The organism is Hahella sp. HNIBRBA332 (genome assembly GCF_030719035.1).
GTDB lineage: Bacteria > Pseudomonadota > Gammaproteobacteria > Pseudomonadales > Oleiphilaceae > Hahella.
On the sequence record NZ_CP132203.1, the window covers coordinates 7,065,620 to 7,089,441 of the forward strand.

Sequence of the window (23,822 nt, forward strand, 5' to 3'; positions counted from 1 at the left end):
GTCATGAAATACGAAATAGTGCCCGTTACCCCTTTTGTTCAGAACTGCACCGTACTCTGGTGCGAAAAAACGCGTCAGGCCGCCGTGGTGGACCCTGGCGGAGACCTCGCCAAGATAGAAGCCGTGTTGGCCCGCAACGGACTGACGCTGGAAAAAGTACTTTTGACTCATGCGCATATCGATCATGCCGGCGGCACAGCGGAGTTGGCGGATGCTCATGAGATTCCGATCGAAGGACCGGAGTATGAGGACAAGTTCTGGATCGACGCCTTGCCGCAGCAAAGTATGATGTTCGGCTTTCCCACCGCGAAGCAATTTACCCCAAACCGTTGGCTGAACGATGGCGATGAAGTTAGCGTCGGCGAGGAAACGCTGCAGGTGTTGCACTGTCCGGGACATACTCCCGGACATGTGATTTTTTACCATCAAGGCGCGCGATTGGCGCTGGTGGGGGATGTCCTGTTTAATGGCTCCATCGGTCGCACGGACTTTCCCAAAGGCGATCACGCTACCCTGATTCGATCCATTAAAACCAAATTATGGCCACTGGGCGATGATGTTTCCTTCATCCCTGGTCATGGCCCCATGTCCACTTTTGGCGCAGAACGCAGAACCAACCCTTTCGTGAAAGACTAGCGCGCTTTGTCTGCGCTGCTCTTTTTCTTGCGGCGCTCAGGGCTTTAACAGATCGAAGTAAAGCGCCGGGCGTCGCAGCTCCACCTTGCTTTCCAGCGCCCGTCCTACGCGCAATAACATGTGTTCGCGCCAGGCGCCGCCCATGAGTTGCAGTCCGATTGGCAGGCCTTTGGCGTCGTAATCCACCGGCAAGGTCAGCGCCGGCAGGCCGGTGAGATTGGCGGAGAAGGCGAAACGCATCAGCTCCGTCAGCACCTGCAGGTTGGATTCGCCGCCGGGCTCTTTCTGCGGTCGAATACGCGGAGCGGTCATGGCGGTGGTGGGGGTGACGATAATGTCCACTTTTTGCAGGATGTTGTCGAAGTCGCGCATGGCCTGGGTGCGAAAACGTTGCGCCTTGATGTAATCCGTACTGGAAAACTGCTGCGCCACGGCCAAGTTCAAGCGTGTATCCAAACCGAATTTTTGCGGATTGCGGCGATACTCGGCGTCCACCGCCGCGAGCATTTCCGAGCCAATGGTGATGGCGTGACTGACCCGCTGCAGGTCCAGTCCTTCGAGGGTGATTTCCTGCACCTGAGCGCCCAGACTTTTCAGTTTCTCCAGAGCCAGCTGACAGGACTGGGCCACTTCCCGGTTGGCGTGTCCGAACCAGGGAGAGTAGACGCCAATGCGCAGGTCGGATAAGTCCTGTTTCATATAGTCAGAAAGGTGGGGCGGCGGCTGATCGATGGAGAAGGGGTCCATTAGATCGGCGCCGGCGATGGCGCTGTAGGCCAGGGCCACATCGTCGACGCAACGTCCCATGGGGCCGACATGCGCCACGCTCCAACACAGCGGAAAGGCGCCGTGCTCGCTGACGCGTCCCCAGGTCGGCTTGAGTCCCACTACGCCGCATAACGCCGCGGGTATGCGGATGGAGCCGCCGCCATCGGCGCCGAGAGAGATCGGGCACAGACCCGCCGCTACCGCAGCGGCGCTGCCGCTGGAGGAGCCGCCAGCGTAATGGTCGAGATTGTAAGGATTGCGGCAGTGGCCGTGGTGTACGTTGGCCCCGGTGACGCCAAGACCGATCTCATGCATGTTGGCCTTGCCGATGATGATGGCGCCTGCGGCGCGCAGTCGCGCTACGGCGGTGGCGTCCTGGTCGACGGAGCAGTCCTGTCCGTATATCTGGGTTCCCACGGACGTGGCGTAAGGCGCTGCGTCGAGTTCGTCTTTGATAGCGACCGGCACGCCGTCCAACAGGCTTAGAGGGCGTCCCTCCTGGTAGCGTTGCGCGCTGGCTTTCGCCTGCATCAGTATGTCTTGTTCAGAGCTGAAAATGACGGCGCGCAGCGGCGGCTGACCAGCGTCGCTTTGCTGCAGCGCAGCGATGACGCGCTGCGCGACATTCAGCGGCGTGGTCTGGCCTTTGCGGTAGGCCTGGATAAGGTCTCTTGCGGAAGTCAGCGGGAAAGCGTCCTGTACGTTTTTAATCGCTTCTTCCGCTATGGCGATGCTGGCTCTGGCGTGGGCCGCTTCCGGGGCGCGCCCGGGGGGATGTTGGGGAAACAGTGTCGGCGGCGTGTTCAGTTCGGCTTCGCGCAGTTTATAAGCGCCGCCTTCCCGCAACAGCGCGAGTCCCAAAATGCGGCGGGAATAGTTGCTTTCGAGCAGGCTTACCAGGGTTTTCAGAGGCGTACCGGCAAGGCGGGGAAACTTCAAAGACTTCAAATCGTAAGACATAAAACTCATTCCAGTGTGACGCTGCGTTTTTATGCTCTGACGCAATTGGTTATATTTTATATAGAACGCTTTAGTATAAACGCCAAATGATGACGAAGGCGCTGCAATTGGCGTTCATGTCCTCTCGTCTCCTGCTAGGATATACATATATGACCCATTTGCGTTGTGGAATTTATATGCGAAGCCTCTCATTTACCGGCAAGATTTTAATGCTCACTCTGGCGACGTCGTTGACCGCCTGCGGCGGCGGAGGAGGCGGCGATGATAGTGACGATGATACGCCCACAGCGGTGACCTATACGTTATCGGGTTCTATCAGCATTCCGTCATTTACGCAGGTGGATTCGGATACCTCAGACGCCAGCGCAGGGTCCGTATCCAATAACAGCGAAGCAGAGGCGCAGACACTGGGCAATCCGGTCATTGTTGGGGGGTATGTCAGTGCATCAACAAATCTGTACAGCTCGGGAGAGTTATATCAGCTGGATCCTGTAGATGTTTTCAGGATCAAGCTGTTGACGGGACAGAAAGTAGTGCTTACTTCAAGTCAAGCATCCAGTAGTTTCAGCGTTAACCAGACATTGACCCTCAGTAGAGTGGATGGAACCGGCTCGCCGCTGTCCGCGATTAATACGGGAACGGTATCCCTGACCGCGCCTGCAAGCGGCGATTATTATATTCAAGTACAAGAGTCCGCTGGGCCTTCCAGTTATGTCATGGTTGTTGGCGAGACAACCGCCACTACGACGAAGCACGCTGTTGAGGCCATCCCTGCCCAAGCGGAGTTTGTTCCAGGTGAGGCGATTATTCGCTATAAACCAGCGCGAGGCATTTCCGCACAGGCGTTACCGGGGTATTTCCTGGAGCGGTTCGAGGACGCCAATACGGGGTTGTTCCGCTTCGATGACGCTCAGATTGTACAGGGGCCCGCGCTCAAGTCCCTGGTGCAGAAAGCTGAGGAAAGGCAACGCACTCTTGAGTTAATAGAGGCATTACGCCAGCGGCCGGACATTGAATTCGCAGAACCGAACTACATTCGTAAAGCAACGGAAACGCCGGCGGACCCGTTTTATTTCCTGCAATGGCACTATCCGCAGATTAACCTGCCCAGCGCATGGGATGTCACCCATGGTTCAGGCGCGATTGTCGCGGTGTTGGACACGGGCATATTGCCCACGCACCCCGACTTTTCCGGGCGTTTAGTGAGCGCCAATGATGATTATGACTTTGTCAGCTCGACCTCATCCTCACTGGATGGCAATGGTATCGACAATGATCCAACTGACCCGGGCGACAGTCTGGTGGGAGGGAGTAGCTTTCATGGGACGCATGTGGCGGGGACAGTCGCTGCAGCCTCCAATGCCGTTGGCGGGGTCGGCGTCGCCTTTGAGGCTAAGATCATGCCCATTCGCGTTCTCGGGCAAGGGGGGAGCGGTTCTGATGCCGACTTGGTGCAAGCGATTCGGTTTGCCGCAGGATTGACGAACTCTTCTGGAACCTTTCCCAGTCGGCGTGCGGATATTATCAACATGAGTCTCGGCGGCCCTGGCTTTTCTACGGCTTTGGGCGCCGCGGTGCAGGATGCCTTGAATGCCGGTGTGATAGTGGTGGCGGCTGCCGGCAATGAAAACACCTCTTCAGCATTTTATCCAGCGGCTTACCCAGGAGTGATATCTGTCAGCGCGGTGGGGGCGGATGGGCAGAAAGCCCCTTATTCGAATTATGGCTCCACCGTCGATATCGCAGCGCCGGGCGGTAATATGCTGCAGGATGTAAACGGCGACGGGCGCGGTGATGGCGTGTTGAGTACATGGGGGGATGACAGCTCCGGGTCGATAGAGCTGTCTTATGCATACATGCAAGGCACTTCCATGGCCTCTCCTCACGTGGCTGGAGTTTTTGCGCTGATGGAGTCGGTTCGCGATATTACGCCAGAGGAGATTAATACATATCTGGCGAATGGCGACCTGACGCGGGATATCGGTGCAGCAGGCAGGGATGATTTTTATGGGTATGGATTGATTGACGCCGCCAAAGCCGTCGTCGCCGCTGGGGGAGAACCTCCACCAGCCGTTACCGCCTCGGTGAACAGCCTGAACTTTACCAATACCAGTGCGACGGTGATCACGTTGAATGTTCCCTCCGGCGTCAGCGGCGTATCTGTAGCAGCTTCCACTACGGGTGACCTGGGATGGTTATCTGTCGGTGATAACAGCGACAGCGATACGTCCACCTATCTGGTAAGCGCAGACGCCAGCGGCTTGGATCTGGGCGTCAGCTATCCGGGAGAAATAGTTGTCGGATATACCATTGATGAGAGTTCTGAGGCGGCTGAGCTGACAGTGCCTGTAACGCTGACATTGGCTGACCCGGACTCGCCAGCGAATGCCGGCAAGCACTATATCCTGCTGGTTAACGCCGATACGCTGGACACTTTATATCAGGTCAGCGCCAGCGCCTCTGGCGGAGCCTACAACTTTGCATTCAGCGGTGTTGAGGCGGGAACTTATCTGCTGGCGGCGGGCACCGATCTGGATAATGACGGCAAAATTTGCGACGCAGGAGAAGCCTGCGCGGAGTATCCCGTTCGTAATGCGCCGGAATCTATTGTGGTGAGTGAGTCCAAATCAGGATTGTCCTTCTCCACCGGATTCCAGAGCGACATCAGTAGCGCCGGAGCGGGCGGCTCGCAAGCGCATAAGGAATATCAGCTTCTTAACAAGTGAAGCGGGGCGGGTGAAAGGAATTTCACCCCTTCCCAGTTGATCTTTGGCGGCATTCCTATAAATTAATGCCCAATTCCAATCTCCGGCGAATGGCCCCTGCGCCCCCGGAGAAAGTCACAAGCGCATGCAGGCGCGTTTCCGGGAAAGGCCGTTGTCCGGCCCAATCAGTCAACAGCGGGCAGGGAGCGCCGCCCGAAAGCGCGTCGGCAAGTAACGAGTTGTATTCAGGAGAAGCTTTTGTCAAACAACTACAACGCCGACTCCATTGAGGTCCTCAATGGCCTGGACCCGGTTCGCCGTCGTCCGGGTATGTATACGGACACCACGCGGCCCAACCACCTCGCTCAAGAGGTCATCGACAACAGCGTTGACGAGGCGCTGGCGGGGCACGCGCGTCAGGTGGACGTTGTGCTGTACAAAGACGGTTCCCTGTCCGTAACCGATGATGGTCGCGGCATGCCGGTGGACATCCATAAAGAAGAAGGGATGCCTGGCGTTGAGCTGATCCTGACCAAGCTTCACGCAGGCGGCAAGTTCTCCCACAAAAACTACCAGTTCTCTGGCGGTTTGCACGGGGTGGGCGTGTCTGTCGTGAACGCGCTGTCGTTGAATCTGGAAGTATTGATCCGCCGCGACGGCAAAGTACATCGCATTACCTTCGCCAACGGCGATAAAGCGTCAGACCTGGAAGTGATCGACACCTGCGGCAAGCGCAACACCGGCACCACGGTGACGTTCCTGCCCGACCCCAAGTATTTCGATTCCCCCAAGTTTTCCGTTCTGCGCCTGCGCCATGTGCTGCGCGCCAAGGCTGTGCTGTGTTCCGGCTTAAAAGTTACGTTTAAAGACGAGAACACCGGCGAAAAAGACGAGTGGTATTACGAAGACGGCCTGCAAGACTACCTGAGCGGCGCCACCAACGAGTTCGTCACCTTGCCGCAACAGCCTTTTATCGGCCAGATGGCGGGCAACACAGAAGCGGTGGACTGGGCGGTGCAATGGCTGCCGGAAGGCGGCGAACTGATCGCAGAAAGCTACGTCAACCTGATTCCCACGGCCCAGGGCGGCACCCACGTTAACGGTTTGCGCACCGGCTTGCTGGAAGCGCTGCGGGAGTTCTGTGAGTTCCGTAATCTGTTGCCCCGCGGCGTCAAGCTGTCCCCGGAAGACGTGTGGGATCGTTGCGCCTATGTGCTGTCAGTGAAGATTCAGGAGCCCCAGTTCTCCGGCCAGACCAAAGAGCGTCTGTCCTCCCGTGAATGCGCTACTTTCGTTTCCGGAGTGGTGAAAGACTCCTTCAGCCTGTGGCTGAACAAACATACGGCGGAAGCAGAGCAACTGGCGGAACTGGCCATCAACAACGCGCAAAGCCGTTTGCGCGCGGCCAAGAAAGTTGCGCGTAAGAAAATCACCAGTGGTCCGGCGCTGCCCGGCAAGCTGGCCGACTGTAGCGGCGGTGACGCCATGCGCGGCGAACTGTTCCTGGTGGAAGGAGACTCGGCGGGCGGCTCCGCGAAACAGGCGCGCGACAGAGAGTTTCAGGCGGTGATGCCGCTGCGTGGAAAAATCCTGAATACCTGGGAAGTGGATTCTGAGCAAATTCTGGCGTCACAGGAAGTACACGATATCGCTGTCGCCATCGGCGTCGATCCAGGCTCCAGCAATCTGGAAGGACTGCGCTACGGCAAGATCTGTATTCTGGCGGACGCGGACTCAGATGGTCTGCATATCGCGACCTTACTTTGCGCGTTATTCGTCAAGCACTTCCGTCCGCTGGTGGAAGCCGGCCACGTGTTCGTCGCCATGCCGCCACTGTATCGCATCGACGTGGCGAAAGACGTCTACTACGCCCTCGACGACTATGAAAAGCAGGGAATCCTCGACCGCATCGCCGCCGAGAAGAAAAAAGGCAAACCCAACGTCCAACGTTTCAAAGGACTGGGCGAAATGAACCCCCTGCAACTCCGCGAAACCACCATGGCCCCCGACACCCGTCGTCTGGTGCAACTCACCGTGGAAGTCGCTGACGACACCGAAGAAAAAATGGACATGCTCCTGGCCAAAAAACGCGCCTCCGACAGACGCGAATGGCTTGAAAGCAAAGGGAATCTGGCTGAGATTGCGGTTTGATTGAAAGTGGGCTTAGAGACTTGGTCCATTTTGAATTTACTATTGATCCAGCAGACAAATAATAAAGGATGTTAATTGTCTGCTGATTTAATCTTGAGCCGGTCTATAAGTAAGTTTGAATAAAGAACTGTGCACTTAAGTCGCCTGTCAGGCCCTATTGTTTCAGACCAATAGTTATAGATGATGTGTTAGCTGAGCATCTCACTTTGCTGACAGGGCCATAGACGTATGGCAGAATTAAAAACCACAAAAGAATCAGCTTTTTAATATACAAGGCCCTATGGACGGACAGTCGGAAAGTATCCTGGATAAGTTTATTATTTACGGTCTGTTCATCGATCTAGGGCAAGCTCGAAGCAGAGGGTTTGTCTAATGGTCAACCAAACCCCCGAACAAGTCGCCCGAGATGCCATAGACACCAAGTTAGAGCAGGCTGGGTGGCTGATCCAGAATTATCGCGAAGCCAATCTTGGCCAAGGTCTGGGAATAGCCGTTCGCGAGCACCCCACTGACTCAGGCCCGGCGGATTACGTACTTTACGTTAACCGCCAACCTGTCGGCGTTATCGAAGCCAAGAAAGACCAGTCCATTCTTACTTCCCATGAGGCGCAAACTGCTCGCTACGCCGATAGCCGGCTGAAATGGAGTAAGAAGGAAAAGCCTCTGGTCTTTCTCTTCGAAGCCACGGGGCAGATGATTCGTTTCACCGATCTGCGCGATCCCGCCGCTCGGTCACGGGAAGTTTTCCATTTCTTCAAACCGGAGACTCTGGCCGTCTGGTACGAAGAGCCTGAGTCCACCCGCTATAAACTCCACAACAACATGCCGCCGTTGGCGCAAGATTCCTTGAGAGATTGCCAGGTTACGGCGATCAATGGCTTGGAGAAATCCCTCGCCGCTAATCGGCCCCGTTCACTCATTCATATGGCGACGGGCGCAGGTAAAACCTTCACCGCCATCAATGCTGTGTATCGGCTGCTTAATCATGGCGGGGCTAAACGCATCTTGTTTTTAGTTGACACCAAAAACCTTGGTAAACAGGCGCAGCAGGAGTTTCATGCCTTCAAGCCGCCGGGTAAGGAGGCGTTTTTCCACGAGAACCACATCGTCCAGCGGCTCGCCAGCAACACGATTGATAGCGCTGCGGAAGTTTGCATCTGTACGATTCAGCGCATGTACTCCATCCTCAGCAATTCGCCCATTGATGAGAGCGCTGAGGACATGTCGCCCTATGAAATTAAACAAACAGGCAAGCAACAGAAGTTTGTGCAGTACAACCCAAAGGTTCCCATTGAAACCTTTGACTTCATCATCATCGATGAATGCCATCGCTCCATCTACAATTTGTGGAAGCAGGTGCTGGATTATTTCGATGCCTTTTTGATTGGCTTGACGGCGACGCCCGATAAGCGAACCTACGGTTTTTTTAATGAAAATATTGTCGCAGAGTACAGTTACGAAGACTCCGTACTCGACGGCGTGAACGTCGGCTACGATGTGTATGAAATCGAAACGGAAATTACGCAAGCTGGCGCCAAGCTGAAAGCCAAAGAGTGGGTAGATCATCGCGACAAGCTCACGCGCAAGAAACGTTGGGCGCAAACCGAAGACGATACTACCTACTCCGGCAGAGAGCTGGATCGCTCGGTAGTCAACAAAAGCCAAATTCGCAAAGTGATCCAGGCGATGAAAGAGGCGGTGGAAACTAAAATTTTCCCCAGCCGTCAGGAAGTTCCCAAAACACTGATTTTCGCCAAAACCGACAGCCATGCGGACGATATTATTCAAATGGTGCGAGAGGTGTATGGCGAGGGTAATGCGTTCTGCCAAAAAGTCACCTACAACGCTAAAAATCCTGACGAAGTGCTTAGTGACTTTCGCAATGAGTACAATCCTCGGATAGCCGTTACTGTTGATATGATTGCAACGGGTACCGACGTTAAGCCCCTGGAAATTTTGCTATTTATGCGCGATGTGCGCTCCAAAGGCTACTACGAGCAGATGAAGGGACGTGGGGTGCGTAGTCTGAGTTTTGAAGAACTGCACCGTATTAGCCAAAGCGCCAGCAGCGCCAAAGACCGCTTTGTGTTGATCGACGCAGTGGGCGTAGAAAAGTCCTGCAAAACTGAAAGCCGCACTTTGGAGCGCAATCCTAATCTCTCTATGAAGGATCTCCTGCAAGGCGTTGCTATGGGGCATCGCGATGACGACACCATCCAAAGTTTGGTGAATCGTCTAACGCGGCTGAATAAGCAGTTGAATAAAAAGGAACTTGACCGTCTGGAACAGATAACAGGCAATAGCGTGCAAGCGCTTGCCAAGCAACTGCTAAATGCCATCGATCCAGACGCGATTGTTGAGTTGGCGTTGAAGAACGCCAAAGCCGCTGGCTTTACCCGTGGCGAAGATAGCCTCACAGAGGAAGAAAAAAGCACGGCTCGTGAGCAGTTGGTGAATGCCGCCTGCGCGCCGTTTGACAATCCTAAATTGCGAGAAAGTATCGAAAGCGCCCGTAGGGAGCGTGAGCAACTTATCGACCACGTTAACCTGGATACCGTGCTGGTCTCGGATTTCGGCGAGCAAGCCCATGAAAACGCTGAAAAGCTCATCCGAACCTTTCAGCAGTTTATTGTCGAGAACAAAGAAGAAATCGCCGCGCTGAGCTTTTTCTACCAACAGCCATACCAACGGCGAGGGCTTACCCTGGATATGGTGGAAGAGCTCTACCAACAACTGCAAAAGCCGCCGTTGTTACTGACAACAGAAAAACTCTGGAGCGCCTACAGTCGTATCAAACCGGGTCAAACCAAAGGACAGAATCAAAAGCGACAACTCACCGATATTATGGCCCTGGTGAAGTTCGCCATGGGCATAGACGGCGAGCTGAAACCCTTTGCCGAACAAGTCGATGCCAAATTTAAACAGTGGATATTCCGCCACAACGCCCAACGTAAATCAGCCTTTTCTGCCGAGCAAACCGAATGGCTACGGATGATCAAAGATCACATCGCCAGTAGTTGTTGTATCGAGCGGGATGATTTTGACTATAACCCCTTTATTGATAAAGGCGGTTTGCAAAAGGCCTGGGGCTTATTTGAAAGTGAATTGGATACAGTAATGAATGAAATGAATCAGGAGTTGGTGGCGTAGGAATACACTACCAAAAATATAGATGGCGTTTACCAAAGACATAGAAGAACTTATCAAAGAAGATTCGTCAGGTTTGCTTTCTAAGCATGAATCATGGGAACGTGTATTGATAAGTGATATTGCGTTAGTTATCAATGGGTATGCCTTTAAATCGGCTTACTTTAATAGTAAGGGAGAAGGGCTTCCGTTAATCAGAATTCGTGACGTGATATCTGGAGACACAGAAACTTACTATGATGGTCCGTTCGATGAAGAGTACCTAATAAGCTCTGGCGATTTTTTAATTGGTATGGATGGTGATTTTAATTGTGCGTTTTGGCGCAGTGGAAACGCCCTACTAAATCAGCGGGTCTGCAAGATAGATCTTAAAACGGGAAATTACAATTTTAAGCTACTGTCATACTTGATGCCGCATTATCTAAATGCGATTAATGCAAATACATCTTCCATGACCGTTAAGCATCTTTCGTCGAAGACCGTTAATGATATCTTGCTACCTTTGCCTCCCAAAAATGAGCAAACCCGAATCGTAGAAAAACTCGAAGAACTTCTCTCTGATCTCGATAACGGCGTCGCCGAACTCAAAGCCGCCCAAATCAAACTCACGCAGTACCGCCAATCCCTATTAAAAAGCGCGGTCGAAGGCAGCCTCACGGCCGAATGGCGCAAGCAAAATAAAGTCAGCGAAACCGGCGAACAGCTATTGCAACGTATCCTCAAAGAACGGCGGGAGCGATGGGAATCAGAAAAGCTCGCGGAATTTAAAGCCAAAGGAAAAACGCCTCCCAAGGATTGGCAAAGTAAATATCCTGAGCCTGTGGCGCCGGATATAAGTGAGTTGCCGGAGCTGCCTGAGGGGTGGGTATGGGCTAGTGTGGCACAGGTATGCGAACTGCAGGGGGGAATTCAAAAGCAGCCCAAACGGACTCCAAAGGAAAATTGTTATCCGTTTTTACGTGTTGCAAACGTATACAGAAATGAGCTGAAGCTCGAAGAAATACATGAAGTTGAACTCTTTGATGGCGAATTAGAAAGGCTGAGATTATTAGAGGGAGATTTGCTTATCGTTGAAGGGAATGGGAGTAAATCGGAGATAGGAAGATGTGCTCTTTGGGATGGGTCAATTAGAAATGCGGTCCACCAGAATCACTTAATTCGTGCTAGACCAGTATTACTTAGCAACCCATATTTGCTCCATTGGTTGAATTCACCCATTGGTATTGAAATTATGGGTAGCCTTGCTGTAACTACCAGCGGTTTATATACATTGAGTGTGTCTAAAATTGCTAGAATACCTATCCCTTTACCTCCAACTAAAGAACAAAACTATATCGTTGACCTAGTCAACTCTGGCCTGGAAGTCTCCTCCGCTGAAGATACAGATATAGTGGCCTCACTTAAGCGATCGGAAGCACAGAGAAAGAATATTCTAAAAGATGCTTTTTCCGGGAAGCTAGTACCTCAAGATCTAGAAGATGAGCCTGCATCTGTGCTTTTAGAAAGAATAAAAGCGGAGCGAATGGAAGCAGCCAAGCAGAAAAAGCCAAAACAACCTAAAAAAAAAGCTAATAAGCAGACGATGAATATGGAAACCTTAGAAGAAGTCCTGAAAAGCAAGGCAGATTGGATTGAAGCGCAGGAAGCCTTTAGGGAGTGTGGGGTAACAGATGGAACTGAGACCGATCGCATTGAAGAGCTTTATAATGAGTTGCGTAAACTGGACAAAGCCGAACGCCTGGATGTGGAACGTCACGGTGATTACGACATGATAAGACTAATAAGCGAATAAGGGTTATGCGTTTAGCTTCACTGACGATAGGCTCCGAGAAAACGGGCGATAAGCAACGCTTTAAAAACCTCAAAAACGTCACTATTGATTTTGATGAAGACGAATGGATCACCGTGGTCATTGGCTGGAATGGTACTGGTAAATCCAATGTATTGGAGGCGCTGGCCACAATTTTCAGGGACCTGATCGGCAAGCCTAACAAAAAGGGGGGACACTCCGTACCTGAAAAGCCCTCATTCGCCTATATACTGCGTTACTTTTGTCATAACAAAGAAATTGTAATCAATGCCGACCCTGACAGAGCTAGTAATGTCTATAAGGTATCCTATCGAGAACTCTCAAAAGAGAATACGGATGGCGATGAGGAGCAAATAGGCCTTTTTTCTGAGGCTGATGATACTGAAGAAAATCTACAACCTATAAAATTCAATAAATTTGTAGAACGTAGAGATGAGTTCTTACCTAGCTATGTATTTGGTTATTACTCTGGTCATAGCCAAAGGATGTACGAAGTCTTCACCCCTTATCTGGAAAAATACGACGACAACTTGCGAAATGGTATTGATCCTGGCCTGCGCAAGATGTTCTACGCCAAACCGGTACATAGCCAATTCACTCTGCTGGCATTCATGCTGAATCAGGAAAGCTTTGTTCAGCAATTTTTAGAGGAACACTTTGGTATTGATACTGACGTTGGTATCGACTCAGTACTCTTTGTTCTCAATCAGCCTCCCTGGAAATCTAACGCCCCAGATGGCGATTCTAGATTCTGGAATTCTCGCGGCGTCGTAAAAAACTTTTTGACTCGGTTATATGATGTTTCGTTAGCTCCTATTCGTATTAATCGACGTACACAGACTAGTTTATGGAATAAAACCTCACTGGAATATTTATATCTTTATGTGAAAGATCTTGATGCACTTAAGAAACTTGTGGGGAATACGACGCCGCGAGAGTTTTTCCGAGATATTGAGAGTACTTATGTTTCAGAGTTAATTGACGAAGTACGTATTCGAGTTAAACTCAAAAATAACGATGGAACTGTAATATTCAGAGAGCTCAGTGAAGGTGAGCAACAGTTGCTTACTGTTCTGGGGCTTTTACGTTTTACAGCTGAAGATGAAGGCCTGTTTTTGCTGGATGAGCCTGACACCCATCTAAATCCACAGTGGAGTGTTGATTACTTCAAATACCTGAAAATGTTTGTAGGGTCAGGTAGAACTGATAGTGGCTCAAGTCATATTGTACTCAACACGCACAACCCCTTAGCCGTAGCTGAGCTTGCTCGCGAGCAGGTGCAGATTCTCTATCGTGATCCCGAGTATCTATCCATTAGTTCCCATCTGCCAGACTATGACCCTAGGGGGATGGGCTATTCGGGCATAGTAACCAGTGATATGTTTGGACTTGCTTCCTCACTGGATAAGCGCACGCAACGGCGCTTGGAAATGTATCGTGCATTGGCTTCACTAACTGATAAAACTCGGATTCAAGAACTGCGCTTTCAGGTGATCAGTCAGTGGCTGGATGATGATCGTTTCAACTTAATGCAGCGCGATGACGATTATCAGCGCTACCTCATATATCGTCGTGAATTATTGGCAAAACAAGCGGAAACTGAGGATTACCAAGAGCTGATGCAGTTTGCTATTTCGCTATCCGCTGAAGAGAGAAACAGCATAGCCAAACAGGCAATGGAAGAAATTCTTGCGGGGGAAAGTGAGTGAGGTTTGTTGATAACACCTTTTTAGAAACCCCTGCTAACTGGGATCAACGTGCACAGACAGCTACAAACGACTTAATTAATGGAACGATTGAAGCTGACGATCGCGCCGATGTGTGGCGCTGCCTTAAAGACTCTCTTGCGGACATTTCCTGTGACCGATGCTGGTATTGTGAAACAGGTATCCCCAGAACGGATAATGCCGTTGATCACTATCGTCCTAAAGGTAAAGTAAAAGGTGTTAGGTTAAAAACACCCGAGAAAACTCTAGAAAATTATACGATTCAACCGGAGCATCTCGGTTATAAATGGGCTGCCTACAAGCTCGATAATTTTCGATTCTCCTGTCAGCACTGTAACGAGTGGCGTAAAAGTCTCAGAGGTTCAGCTGGTGGAAAAACGAGTTACTTCCCATTAGTGAATGAACCCGATCGAGCCTATGATGTCCTGGATCAGGATAATGAAATTCCAGCTTTGTTGGACCCCTGCGATGTACTTGATTGGACACTGCTGTCCTTCGATAAATCTGGAAGGCCTTTTTCCCGTTTTCCTGAAGGGTCAGAAGAAGATTTAAGAGTCCAGCTTTCCATCTTGATCTACCATCTTGATCAGCAATCAATTAACTCGAGTCGAGCTGCCCAGTGGTCACAGGTCCAGCCTATTGTGGAAGATACTAAAAAATGGTTTCTGAAAAGGCTGCGGGGCGATCAAGGCGCTGATGCGTCTTTCCGTCGTGAGCTGAAAAAGCTTAGGCACTGGTTCAATCCCAAAAACAAGAATACTTATTTGGGTTTTTTGGTTTATCAGCTTAAGCAGGAGCAGGAATTAGATACAGAAAATTTACATAGCTGGATTGGCGAACTATTGCGAGGTTTGGGATGAATAGTCCAGATAACACTTTGCTTCTTCGGGAAATCCGCACACTTGTCACCGGTGCTAAACAGCAAGCCGCTATTGCCGTCAACACCACCCTGACGCAGCTCTATTGGCAGATCGGCCAGCGTATTAACCAAGAAGTACTCGGTGGCGAGCGCGCTAACTACGGTAAACAAATTGTCGCAACGCTGGCGCGACAATTAACCCAGGATTTTGGCCGGGGTTTTTCAGAAAAGCAGCTACGCAGAATGATGCAGTTTTCCGAGGCCTTTCCCGATCCAGAGATTGTCGCAACGCTGTCACGACAATTGAGCTGGAGCCATTTTACCAAGCTGATTCCCCTGAAAGAGCCCTTACAACGTGAGTTTTACGCCCAGATGTGCCGTATTGAACACTGGAGCGTACGGGATTTGGGGAACCGAATTGATTCCATGTTGTATCAGCGTACGGCGCTGTCGAAGCAGCCGGAGGCGCTGGTTAAACAGGAGCTGGCTGCTTTGGCTAACACGGATCGTGTGACAGGGAATTTACTGCTAAAAGACCCGTATGTACTGGATTTTCTCGGACTTGAAGACCATTACCTTGAAAAAGATCTGGAAGACGCTATTCTGCGCGACCTCGAAAGCTTCTTATTGGAGCTAGGCGCGGGCTTTACTTTTATTGCTCGGCAAAAGCGTATTCAAATTGACGATGATGATTTCTATATTGATCTGCTGTTTTATAACCGTCGCCTGAAACAGCTTGTCGCTATCGATTTGAAGATAGGTCCCTTTAAGGCCCATTACAAAGGTCAGATGGAGCTTTACCTGCGTTGGCTGGATAAGTATGAGCGCCAGCCTGGCGAGGAACCGCCGTTGGGGATTGTGCTATGCGCGGAAAACCGACAGGAACAAATTGAGCTGCTGCAACTAGATGAAAGCGGTATCCATGTTGCTGAATACCTGACGGAGTTGCCGGAGCGGCAACTGCTGCACGAGCGCTTACAGCGCGCCATTGATGCTGCGCAAAGCAAATATACGGTCTCTTCTGACAAAGACCATAATCTGGATAAACAGTAAATGAATGCAGCTACACTTGTACAAAAAGTCTGGAACTACTGCCATACCCTGCGCGATGACGGGGTAGGATACGGTGACTATCTTGAGCAGCTGACCTATTTGCTGTTTTTGAAGATGGCTCACGAGTATTCGCAACACCCATACAATCGCGATACCAGTGTGCCTGAAACCTACGCTTGGCCTACGCTATTAAACAAGTCAGGGGAAAAGCTGGAAAATCACTACCACAAGATCCTGAAGAACCTGGGCCAAGGGCGGGGGATGCTGGGCGCTATTTTCTTTAAAGCCGAAAATAAAATCCCCGACCCCGCCAAACTCTCTCGCATCATTAAGTTGATCAACGAGGAGAACTGGATCAGTTTGGAGTCCGACGCAAAAGGAGACCTTTACGAAGGGCTGTTACAGAAAAACGCGGAGGATACCAAAAGCGGCGCGGGTCAGTACTTTACACCCCGTCCGATAATTGACGCCATTGTGGCCTGTATACAGCCAGAGGCTAATAAAACTATCGCTGATCCAGCTTGTGGAACTGGGGGCTTCTTTCTTAGCGCCCATGATTGGATTGCTTATGGTGACCCTGAGTGGATAAAAAAGGGCTATACCCATTGGAATCCTAACAAGAGCTATCCGGCTGTAACGACTAAGAGCAAGCTAAATAAACCCCAAGCCGCATTTCTGCGTGATAATACCTTCCATGGCAACGAAATCGTGCCATCGGCGCGTCGTTTATGTCTGATGAACTTGTTCTTACATAATATAGGGAGTTTGGATGGCGAACCCAATGTGGAGCGGTCCGATGCGTTACTCAACAAGCCTTCGGAAACTGTTGACTACGTGCTGGCGAATCCTCCCTTTGGTAAAAAGAGCAGTATTACAATTACTGACGCTGAGGGAGTGGCGGACAAGGATTCATTGGTCTACGAGCGCCAGGATTTCTGGGCGACCACTACCAACAAACAACTCAATTTTCTTCAGCATATTATCTCCATGCTAAAAGAGTCGGGTAAAGCTGCTGTGGTTCTCCCCGATAACGTGCTGTTTGAGGGAGGAGTCGGTGAGCGTATTCGCCGCAAGTGGCTGGAAACCTGTAATGTGCACACGATTCTGCGTTTACCTACAGGGATATTTTATGCCAATGGCGTGAAAGCGAATGTCGTGTTCTTTGATAACGCGCCTCGTGATGGCAAGGTGCATACTAAAGGCATATGGTTTTACGATCTTCGAACCAACAAACATTTCACCCTAAAACAGCGCCCCCTGGTACTTGCTGATCTGCAGGATTTTATCGAATGCTATAACGCCAAAACCCGTAAAGAGACGGAGCGTTTTAAATTCTATAAATACGCCGACATTGTCGCCAGGGACAAAGCCAGTCTCGACATCTTTTGGCTAAAAGACGATAGCCTGGATAACTTGGATAACCTTCCACCGCCTGCAATCCTTCAGCAGGAGATCATTGATCATCTGGAAGCGGCCTTACAGGCGTTTAGGGATGTAGCGGCTGGCCTTCCTGAATCGTCATAGTGTTATAGATTGGATGCCTGAAGGCCCCTGGCATAGGAATAACAAAAAAATTTTGCTGGAAATCAATTAACAGATAAACGAATAGCAGCCTTGTTTTTTCTATGAAATCCAAGACTAGATTAATAACCGTCAACGATGCTCGATATGTCTGGTTGGTTGATGAAGTGGAATGGAACCTGCTCAGATTGAAAGTATGGCGGGAGGGGGAAAAGGGCGCGCCTTGGTTTACATTGGATAAAGACATGAATATTCCGTGGCGGTTCTCTCCTGAGATTGCCGAGGCTACTCCTGACGCTTCTTTTTCAGTGACACCAAAGTTGGTAGCGGAAGCTATCATGCAGGTTCGTTCGCAATTTGGATTCCTGGGCGAACATAACAATGCTTTAAATCTGTGCGTCAGCACTGACGGCAAGTCCATTTTGCCGTTATCAGCAGAGGCGCCGCCAAACCGCTAAACGCCCTCGACTCTCTCCCTCACAATCCTCGCCAGCGCTTCCAGAGCGTCTTCTGGAAAGCCGCTCAGGCCGGGGATGTCGTTGCTTTCCAGCAGGATAAATTCGCCGTTCTCGGTTTCCAGGAAGTCCAGGCCGAGTATGTCAGCGTTCAGGTGATCCATTGCGATTTGGGTTTGCTCTCGCAAGTTGTCGGGGACTGGCATCAGTTGAAAGTCCAGGGTTTCGATGTTGGCTTTCCAGCGGGCGCCGCGGCGGGACATGGCCCACATCCGGTCGCCGATAGCCAGACAGCGGATGTCGCGGACGTAGGGGATGTAGTCTTCCAGCGTCACATAGTCATTGGATATGAACGTCAGGTCCTTGATGTCGGACCAGGAGGTTGCGTTTTCCGCCAGGGCTTTGCCGTAACCACCGTGAAAATTACCGACTTTAACCACCGAGGGCAGGGGAGGATCGACTTTATCCAACAGGTTCTCGCCGATGGCGATAGTGTGTGGCGATACGGTCAGACCCGCCTCCTGCAGTTCCGCCAGCATCGATAAGCGATCATATCCGCGCAGTAAGGTGCGCGCCGGATTTACGCAGGGAACACCGGCGAAACGAATCAGCTCAAGGACGCTGCGATGGGACTCGTCCGGCTTCACCGCGCCAAGTCGCCACAACACGGCGTCCGCCCGCACGACGCCGGAAGCGTCAAACACCCACAGTCGGTTATCGTGATACAGCCATTTACTGGTTTGCAAACGACGGTAATGCACCTCATGGCCAGTCAGATATTTTGGCCAGTATTGCTCACCGTTCACCACGATGATGGAAGCCATAGAGTCCTCGAAACTTAATCAATAACGCTAAAGGGGATGGTTGGATTTACTTAGCTGGACCGCACAACGACTGTTCCTGCAAGCTTGTCGTGGAAGCCTTGTTTCTTTGGATCCCAGGCGACCCACAGGAAACCCAGGCCCAGTGGCAGCAATGAAAGGTAGTAAGCGAAATAACGCCCGATGAGTTGGCCCTTTGATGGCTTGACGCCTGTTTTGGCGTCGACAATGACAGCGTTAACCAACATTTTTCCTGGCGTGGCGGAGCGATAGATCCAGAACAGAATGACGGCGATCGCCGGGAAGACATAGTTGAGCAGCGCATCCGCCGTACCTGCGATAAAGGTCTCCCCATCGAAATAGTTGAGGCCATATAGGGAGATCAGAATCGGGTAAGTGATCGCCATCATGATCAGCGTGTCGATAATACTGGCGCCGGTTCTCGCCCAGAAACCGACGTAGTCCATATCCTCCGTGTTAATTTCTGGAGTCAGATCCGCCTGTGGAGCTTGGTAGGGATTCATTGAGTTACCTTATACATCCGAGTTTCTAAATTGAAGCTATGTGGTGGTCTAATCATCGGTTTTAACTACTCAGCTGGCCAGTAAATCCTAATTAACGGAATAAGCGCTTTGCCTTCGAGACTGAACTCCTCGTAATAGTCGACTACCAGCTCCGCGAGAATGTCGATATCAACTAGTGTAAGAGGAATATTTGCTCTGTCCGCCTCGTAGCGGGCTTCTCGCGTAAAGCCGCCTGTGCTGACGAAAATACCTCTGTCACCGGGACGAAGAGCGCCAATGAAACTACGCAGGATTTGAGCGCCAATTGTACCGCTGCGATGCTCAACTTCCACTTTAATTCGGGGCTCCTGTAAACCCAGTCCATCGGGTGAAGCGAACACATCTATTCCTCTATCCGGACCTTTCGGCGACACGCGAGCGCGAAAGCCCATTCCACGCAGTACTGTGGCTATAAGTTGCTCCATTTCGTCGGCATCCAGTGCAATGATCTTATCTTTAATAAGTTCCTTGCTTTGGTTAATTGTGTTCTCTCTGGATGGCTGAAGTTCTTCGGTTTCGTCGGCCTCTCTGTCAGGTGAGAAAGATCTCCCATGAGGTCCCATCCGACCGCGATATAGCCTTTCTCGAAGTGATCAAATAAACGGCCTCCTTCTCCAGCTCGAACCATCCAACCATTTTTGTCCATAAAGACTCCTTTCACGTGCCTGTGTTGTCTAATTGCCGTTTAACCACCCTCTGAAAAAAAAGAGGGCGTCTTTTAATCCGGTTTCTTCAGTTGCTCAAGCAGTTTCGCGGGCTGATTCAACAGAGTGGGGTTCTTTTCCAGCACCAGTAGTTGCTCTGTGGTCAGTAATTGTGAAATCACCTGTGATTCTCCGTTTATTGTGAGCTTGATAATAACGAGCGAGCCTATCAGAGTCGCTGCTTGCGAGACGTCTTTCAGTGAGTTGATTAACGCTGCGGCAGCTTCTGAGTTATTTTTATTCACCTCGGATTGCACTTTTTCTATGTTGGCTAGTTCTATAGCCTTTTGCGCTTTCATCAAGGTTTGCTGGGCTTCCTCAGAGTTGTAGGCTCTCTGAATAAGTTTGATGCCTTTGCGTATCCATGAACCTTGATAAAACTCGCCTTCATCAGACAGCGCCATGCCGCAGGACCAAACAAACGCTTTGTATTTTTCAAAGGCGTTTTGGGCGATATCAAAATCCTCGGTATCGAAGAACAGGTGGCCGTTATAGGTATAAGTTTTCAGAGTATTCTTGTGATACTTTCTAAAATTCTCCGCCTGCTCAAAAATTTCCTTATACACCTCATCGTGAGCAATGGGAGGGTAGCCATGCTTGGCGAGCACCAGAATCAACGCCACCTTCAACTCCGCCTTGATATCTTCGCGTTGGTTCCAGTCGGTGTATTGGGTCTTATCGTCCACCACATCTTTCACCGCGGATGACAGCGCCAGCATCTTGTCTTCCGGGTATGAAAAATCATATTTAAGGGCCAGCTTTTTCAGAATGTCATAGAAGGCTTTTTCTTCAAGATCAATGCCCAAGTCGGCGAAGGAGGCCTTCTCTTTTTTGAGGGCTTGAATCAGATCGATGATTTCGTCGGAAAAGTCTTCCAGCACATTGCTTACCAGGACGTCATCTTCCTTGCGCTCGTTGTAGTGATCAACCAGTCTCCGGAACTTCTCGGCAAAGTCGACGCCCTTGGTTTTATTGACTCTTTTGAAGTCTTCAATCGCCCGCTCCAAAAGCTTTTGCAGGAGTTTGATTTTGGTGTTCGGCAGTTTGATCTTTTCTATTTTGGCTAAATAGTCATCATTAAAAATGTCCATTTCGCCGGCGTTTTCATCACCCAATCTGAAGACTTCCTCCACACCGTCCGCTTTTAGCGCCTCTGCAATCATCTCGCGTACGCGGGCGTTCATTTGGGTGATGTCCGGTGCGGTTCCGCGGGTCAACTTAAAGACAATAGAGCGCACAGCCAAATAGAAGTGTATCCAGTCCCTTTCCTTCTGATTAATCGCTTCGGAGCCGCTACAGATGTCGTAGGCGGCTTTTAGGCGCTTCACCAGGGCCATAAAACGTTTTTCAATTTTGTCCGTAATCTGAATAAACTCAGCCGCCATATTCAAACAGTTGAGCTGTTCAAGAGGGCTTCCCGCAAAATAGGGCTGGGTATCGAATTTGTGGAAGAGTTTGCTTAGCAGGTCGAGATGATCTTTCACCACCACCACCGATTGCTGAATCTCCTCAAAATTCTGCTGGTCGGCTTTGTTATAGAGCGCCAGCGCCAGATTCATCTGCTTTTTGATGCCGATGTAATCCACTACCAGGCCTTTTTCTTTGCCCTCATACTTGCGATTAACCCGTGAGATGGTCTGGATCAGGTTATGGCGCTGGATAGGTTTGTCGATGTAGATAGTGTCCAGAAAGGGGACATCAAAACCGGTGAGCCACATATCCACGACAATGGCGATTTTGAAGTTGGACTTTGGGTTTTTAAACTGTCGGTCCAGCTCTTTACGGTAGTCCTGTGAGCCCAGCATTGCATAGAGAGCTTTAACGTCGTCTTTGCTGCGGGTCATGATCATCTTGATCCGCTCGATGGGCTTGATCTCTTTCCGCTCTTGCTCGGAAAGGCTCGCTCCGGCCTCGCAGACTAATTCCTTGTTCCATTCTGGACGTAAGTCGGTGACTTCTTGCCAGAACTGATAAGCGATGTCGCGGCTGCTGCATACAAACAGCGCTTTGCCTTTTACGCTGGCGCCTTCCTCAATACGCTTCTCGTAATGGTGAACAAAGTCGATAGCCAGCGCTTTCAGGCGATCAGGATCGCCTAGGATCAGACGCATATTGGCGCTGGCTTTTTTGCTCTCTTCAATTTGATAGTCGTTGCTTCCATCTTCAGCGCACTGAGCGTAATACTCTTCAATCTCTCTCAGTTTATCGTTGTCCAATACAACCTTGGCTGCGCGGCCCTCGTACACAATGCGGACAGTGATCTCATCTTTGACGGATTCGGTCATGGTGTAGCTGTCCACCACCTCGCCGAATACATCCAGGGTCGCGTCGATAGGCGTACCGGTAAAGCCGACGTAGGTGGCGTTGGGGAGAGAGTCATGCAGATACTTGGCGAAGCCGTAGGTGCGTTTGACTCCTTTTTCAGTGACCCTTAATTTTTGATCCAGATTAATCTGGCTTCGATGCGCTTCATCGGAAATGCAGATCACGTTGGTGCGATCCGTAAGCCGCTCTGTATCCTCAGTAAACTTCTGAATAGTGGTCAGGAAAACGCCGCCGCTGTTGCGTCCCTTAAGCAGTTCTCGCAGATGCTCGCGACTTTCCACGTTAATAATAGTGCTATCGCCAATGTATTCCTTGGCGTTAGTGAACTGGGCGGAAAGTTGGTCGTCCAGGTCTGTGCGGTCGGTAATCAACACAATGGTGGGGCTTTCAAAGGCCACGCTTTTCATTAACAGACGGGCCAAAAACAGCATGGTGAAGCTTTTGCCGCAGCCTGTGGCGCCAAAATAAGTGCCGCCCTTACCATCGCCTTCCGGCTTGCGATGTTTGAGTATGTTCGCATAGAGCTTTGTCGCCGCGTAATACTGTGGATAGCGGCAAACGATCTTAGTCTCGCTTTTGGAGACATCCGGGAAATGGATAAAGTGGCGAATGACCTCGCGCAGGCGGGTTTTATCGAATAGCCCCTGAATCATGGTATGCAGGGCGTTAATACCGTCCTGCTCAATGGGTTCATTACCCGTCACCTTGCGCCAGGTGTAGTAAAAGTCGTAAGGGGCGAACAGCGACCCCATACGAGTGTTGACGCCATCGCTGATAACGCACAAAGCGTTATACTTCATCAACTCGGGAATATCGCGGGCATAGCGGATAGTGAGCTGCTTGTAAGCGTCGTAGATAGTAGCTTCTTCCCGTATGGCGCTTTTAAATTCAAAGACCACTAATGGCAGGCCGTTGATATAGAGAATGGCGTCGGGAATCCGCTTTTCCTTGCCTTCAATTTCCAGTTGGCTGACGAGCCGGTAAATATTGCTGTCGTAAACAGAGGACTGATTATCAACGCCCAGGGTTTCTACTTCGTCGGAAGAGGGGATTCGTTGTTCAGGTAGACCCGCGTAGTCGATCAGTTGGATATAAAGATCTTTTCTACTGCGGTCTTCCCGCTTCAGGAGAAAGCCATCCGCGACGCGTTTGTGAATAGTTTTATTACTGTCGTAGAGGTCCGCCGCCGGTAATTTTTCCAGCTGCTGAATGATGGATTCCACTTCTCCGGGGGTAATGTCGTCGCCTTCGTACCGGATCGTCAGGAAATTCCGCAGGTCCTCTTTCAACAGAACTTCAGTGGCGGGTCTGGCCAGGCTACCGCCTGAGTAATGCCGATAGCCTTGTTCTTTCAGTAATTGAATGATGGCCTGTTCCAGCTTGGCTTCATTAAAACTCATTGATGTCCTACCCACCAGACCCATTCCAGGTCGGGATTTCCTATTGGTTTTAAGCGCCTGCGCATGAATTTGTAACGTGGCGCCCACATGTCATTTGACCCCAATGGATTGAGCTTTGTGACAACCAAACTAATGGGGCTTGAGGAAATTTTTCTTAAACAGCTTATAGTTGTTACTGTCGCATAAATAAAAAAAATTTCCAGCAAATCCAAACACT

15 protein-coding genes are annotated in these 23,822 nt (G+C 50.6%); 10 read left to right on the forward strand and 5 right to left on the reverse strand.

Annotated elements, in window-relative coordinates; all coding sequences use genetic code 11:
• Positions 1–3 precede the first annotated feature (3 nt).
• Complete coding sequence (locus O5O45_RS31440; RefSeq protein WP_305903186.1) at positions 4–636, forward strand: MBL fold metallo-hydrolase; 633 nt, start codon at positions 4–6, stop codon at positions 634–636.
• A 36-nt stretch (positions 637–672) separates the two neighbouring features.
• On the opposite strand, the gene O5O45_RS31445 is transcribed toward O5O45_RS31440, so the two are convergent.
• Positions 673–2,364 (reverse strand): amidase, encoded by a 1,692-nt coding sequence (locus tag O5O45_RS31445; protein WP_305903187.1) that lies wholly within the window; start codon positions 2,362–2,364, stop codon positions 673–675.
• A 176-nt stretch (positions 2,365–2,540) separates the two neighbouring features.
• On the opposite strand from O5O45_RS31445, the gene O5O45_RS31450 reads away from it, so the two are divergent.
• The 9 genes from O5O45_RS31450 (at position 2,541) to O5O45_RS31490 (ending at position 17,795) form a co-directional block, all read left to right on the forward strand.
• Positions 2,541–5,090, forward strand: coding sequence for a S8 family peptidase (locus O5O45_RS31450; protein WP_305903188.1), 2,550 nt, complete (start codon positions 2,541–2,543; stop codon positions 5,088–5,090).
• A gap of 237 nt (positions 5,091–5,327) precedes the next feature.
• On the forward strand, positions 5,328–7,220 hold the full coding sequence (parE, locus tag O5O45_RS31455; RefSeq protein ID WP_305903189.1) for a DNA topoisomerase IV subunit B: 1,893 nt from the start codon (positions 5,328–5,330) through the stop codon (positions 7,218–7,220).
• 372 nt (positions 7,221–7,592) lie between these two features.
• Positions 7,593–10,370 carry a type I restriction endonuclease subunit R gene (locus O5O45_RS31460; protein ID WP_305903190.1) on the forward strand — a complete coding sequence of 926 codons (2,778 nt, stop codon included), beginning with the start codon at positions 7,593–7,595 and terminating at the stop codon, positions 10,368–10,370.
• Positions 10,371–10,392: 22 nt separating this feature from the next.
• Positions 10,393–12,159, forward strand: coding sequence for a restriction endonuclease subunit S (locus O5O45_RS31465; protein ID WP_305903191.1), 1,767 nt, complete (start codon positions 10,393–10,395; stop codon positions 12,157–12,159).
• Between the two features lie 5 nt (positions 12,160–12,164).
• The gene (locus tag O5O45_RS31470; RefSeq protein ID WP_305903192.1) at positions 12,165–13,886 is read left to right on the forward strand and encodes an AAA family ATPase; all 1,722 of its coding nucleotides are present in this window, start codon (positions 12,165–12,167) and stop codon (positions 13,884–13,886) included.
• Positions 13,883–14,764 carry a hypothetical protein gene (locus tag O5O45_RS31475; protein WP_305903193.1) on the forward strand — a complete coding sequence of 294 codons (882 nt, stop codon included), beginning with the start codon at positions 13,883–13,885 and terminating at the stop codon, positions 14,762–14,764. Before O5O45_RS31470 ends, O5O45_RS31475 begins: the two co-directional genes overlap by 4 nt.
• Positions 14,761–15,816, forward strand: coding sequence for a PDDEXK nuclease domain-containing protein (locus O5O45_RS31480; RefSeq protein ID WP_305903194.1), 1,056 nt, complete (start codon positions 14,761–14,763; stop codon positions 15,814–15,816). The genes O5O45_RS31475 and O5O45_RS31480 overlap by 4 nt, the downstream gene beginning before the upstream one ends.
• Positions 15,817–17,340: a class I SAM-dependent DNA methyltransferase gene (locus tag O5O45_RS31485; RefSeq protein ID WP_305903195.1), complete on the forward strand. Its 1,524-nt coding sequence runs from the start codon at positions 15,817–15,819 to the stop codon at positions 17,338–17,340. It abuts the gene before it with no gap.
• A 101-nt stretch (positions 17,341–17,441) separates the two neighbouring features.
• The gene (locus O5O45_RS31490) at positions 17,442–17,795 is read left to right on the forward strand and encodes a hypothetical protein (protein ID WP_305903196.1); all 354 of its coding nucleotides are present in this window, start codon (positions 17,442–17,444) and stop codon (positions 17,793–17,795) included.
• Here the strand turns inward: O5O45_RS31490 and O5O45_RS31495 are convergent.
• From O5O45_RS31495 to O5O45_RS31510, 4 genes are all read right to left on the reverse strand, one after another.
• A complete protein-coding gene (locus tag O5O45_RS31495) occupies positions 17,792–18,616 on the reverse strand; it encodes an ATP-grasp domain-containing protein (protein WP_305903197.1) in 825 nt (274 codons plus the stop codon). The genes O5O45_RS31490 and O5O45_RS31495 overlap by 4 nt on opposite strands.
• Positions 18,617–18,666: 50 nt before the next feature.
• The gene (locus O5O45_RS31500; RefSeq protein ID WP_305903198.1) at positions 18,667–19,137 is read right to left on the reverse strand and encodes an RDD family protein; all 471 of its coding nucleotides are present in this window, start codon (positions 19,135–19,137) and stop codon (positions 18,667–18,669) included.
• A gap of 65 nt (positions 19,138–19,202) precedes the next feature.
• On the reverse strand, positions 19,203–19,739 hold the full coding sequence (locus O5O45_RS31505) for a restriction endonuclease (RefSeq protein ID WP_305903199.1): 537 nt from the start codon (positions 19,737–19,739) through the stop codon (positions 19,203–19,205).
• 155 nt (positions 19,740–19,894) lie between these two features.
• Complete coding sequence (locus O5O45_RS31510; protein ID WP_305903200.1) at positions 19,895–23,605, reverse strand: type I restriction endonuclease subunit R; 3,711 nt, start codon at positions 23,603–23,605, stop codon at positions 19,895–19,897.
• Positions 23,606–23,822: the final 217 nt, after the last annotated feature.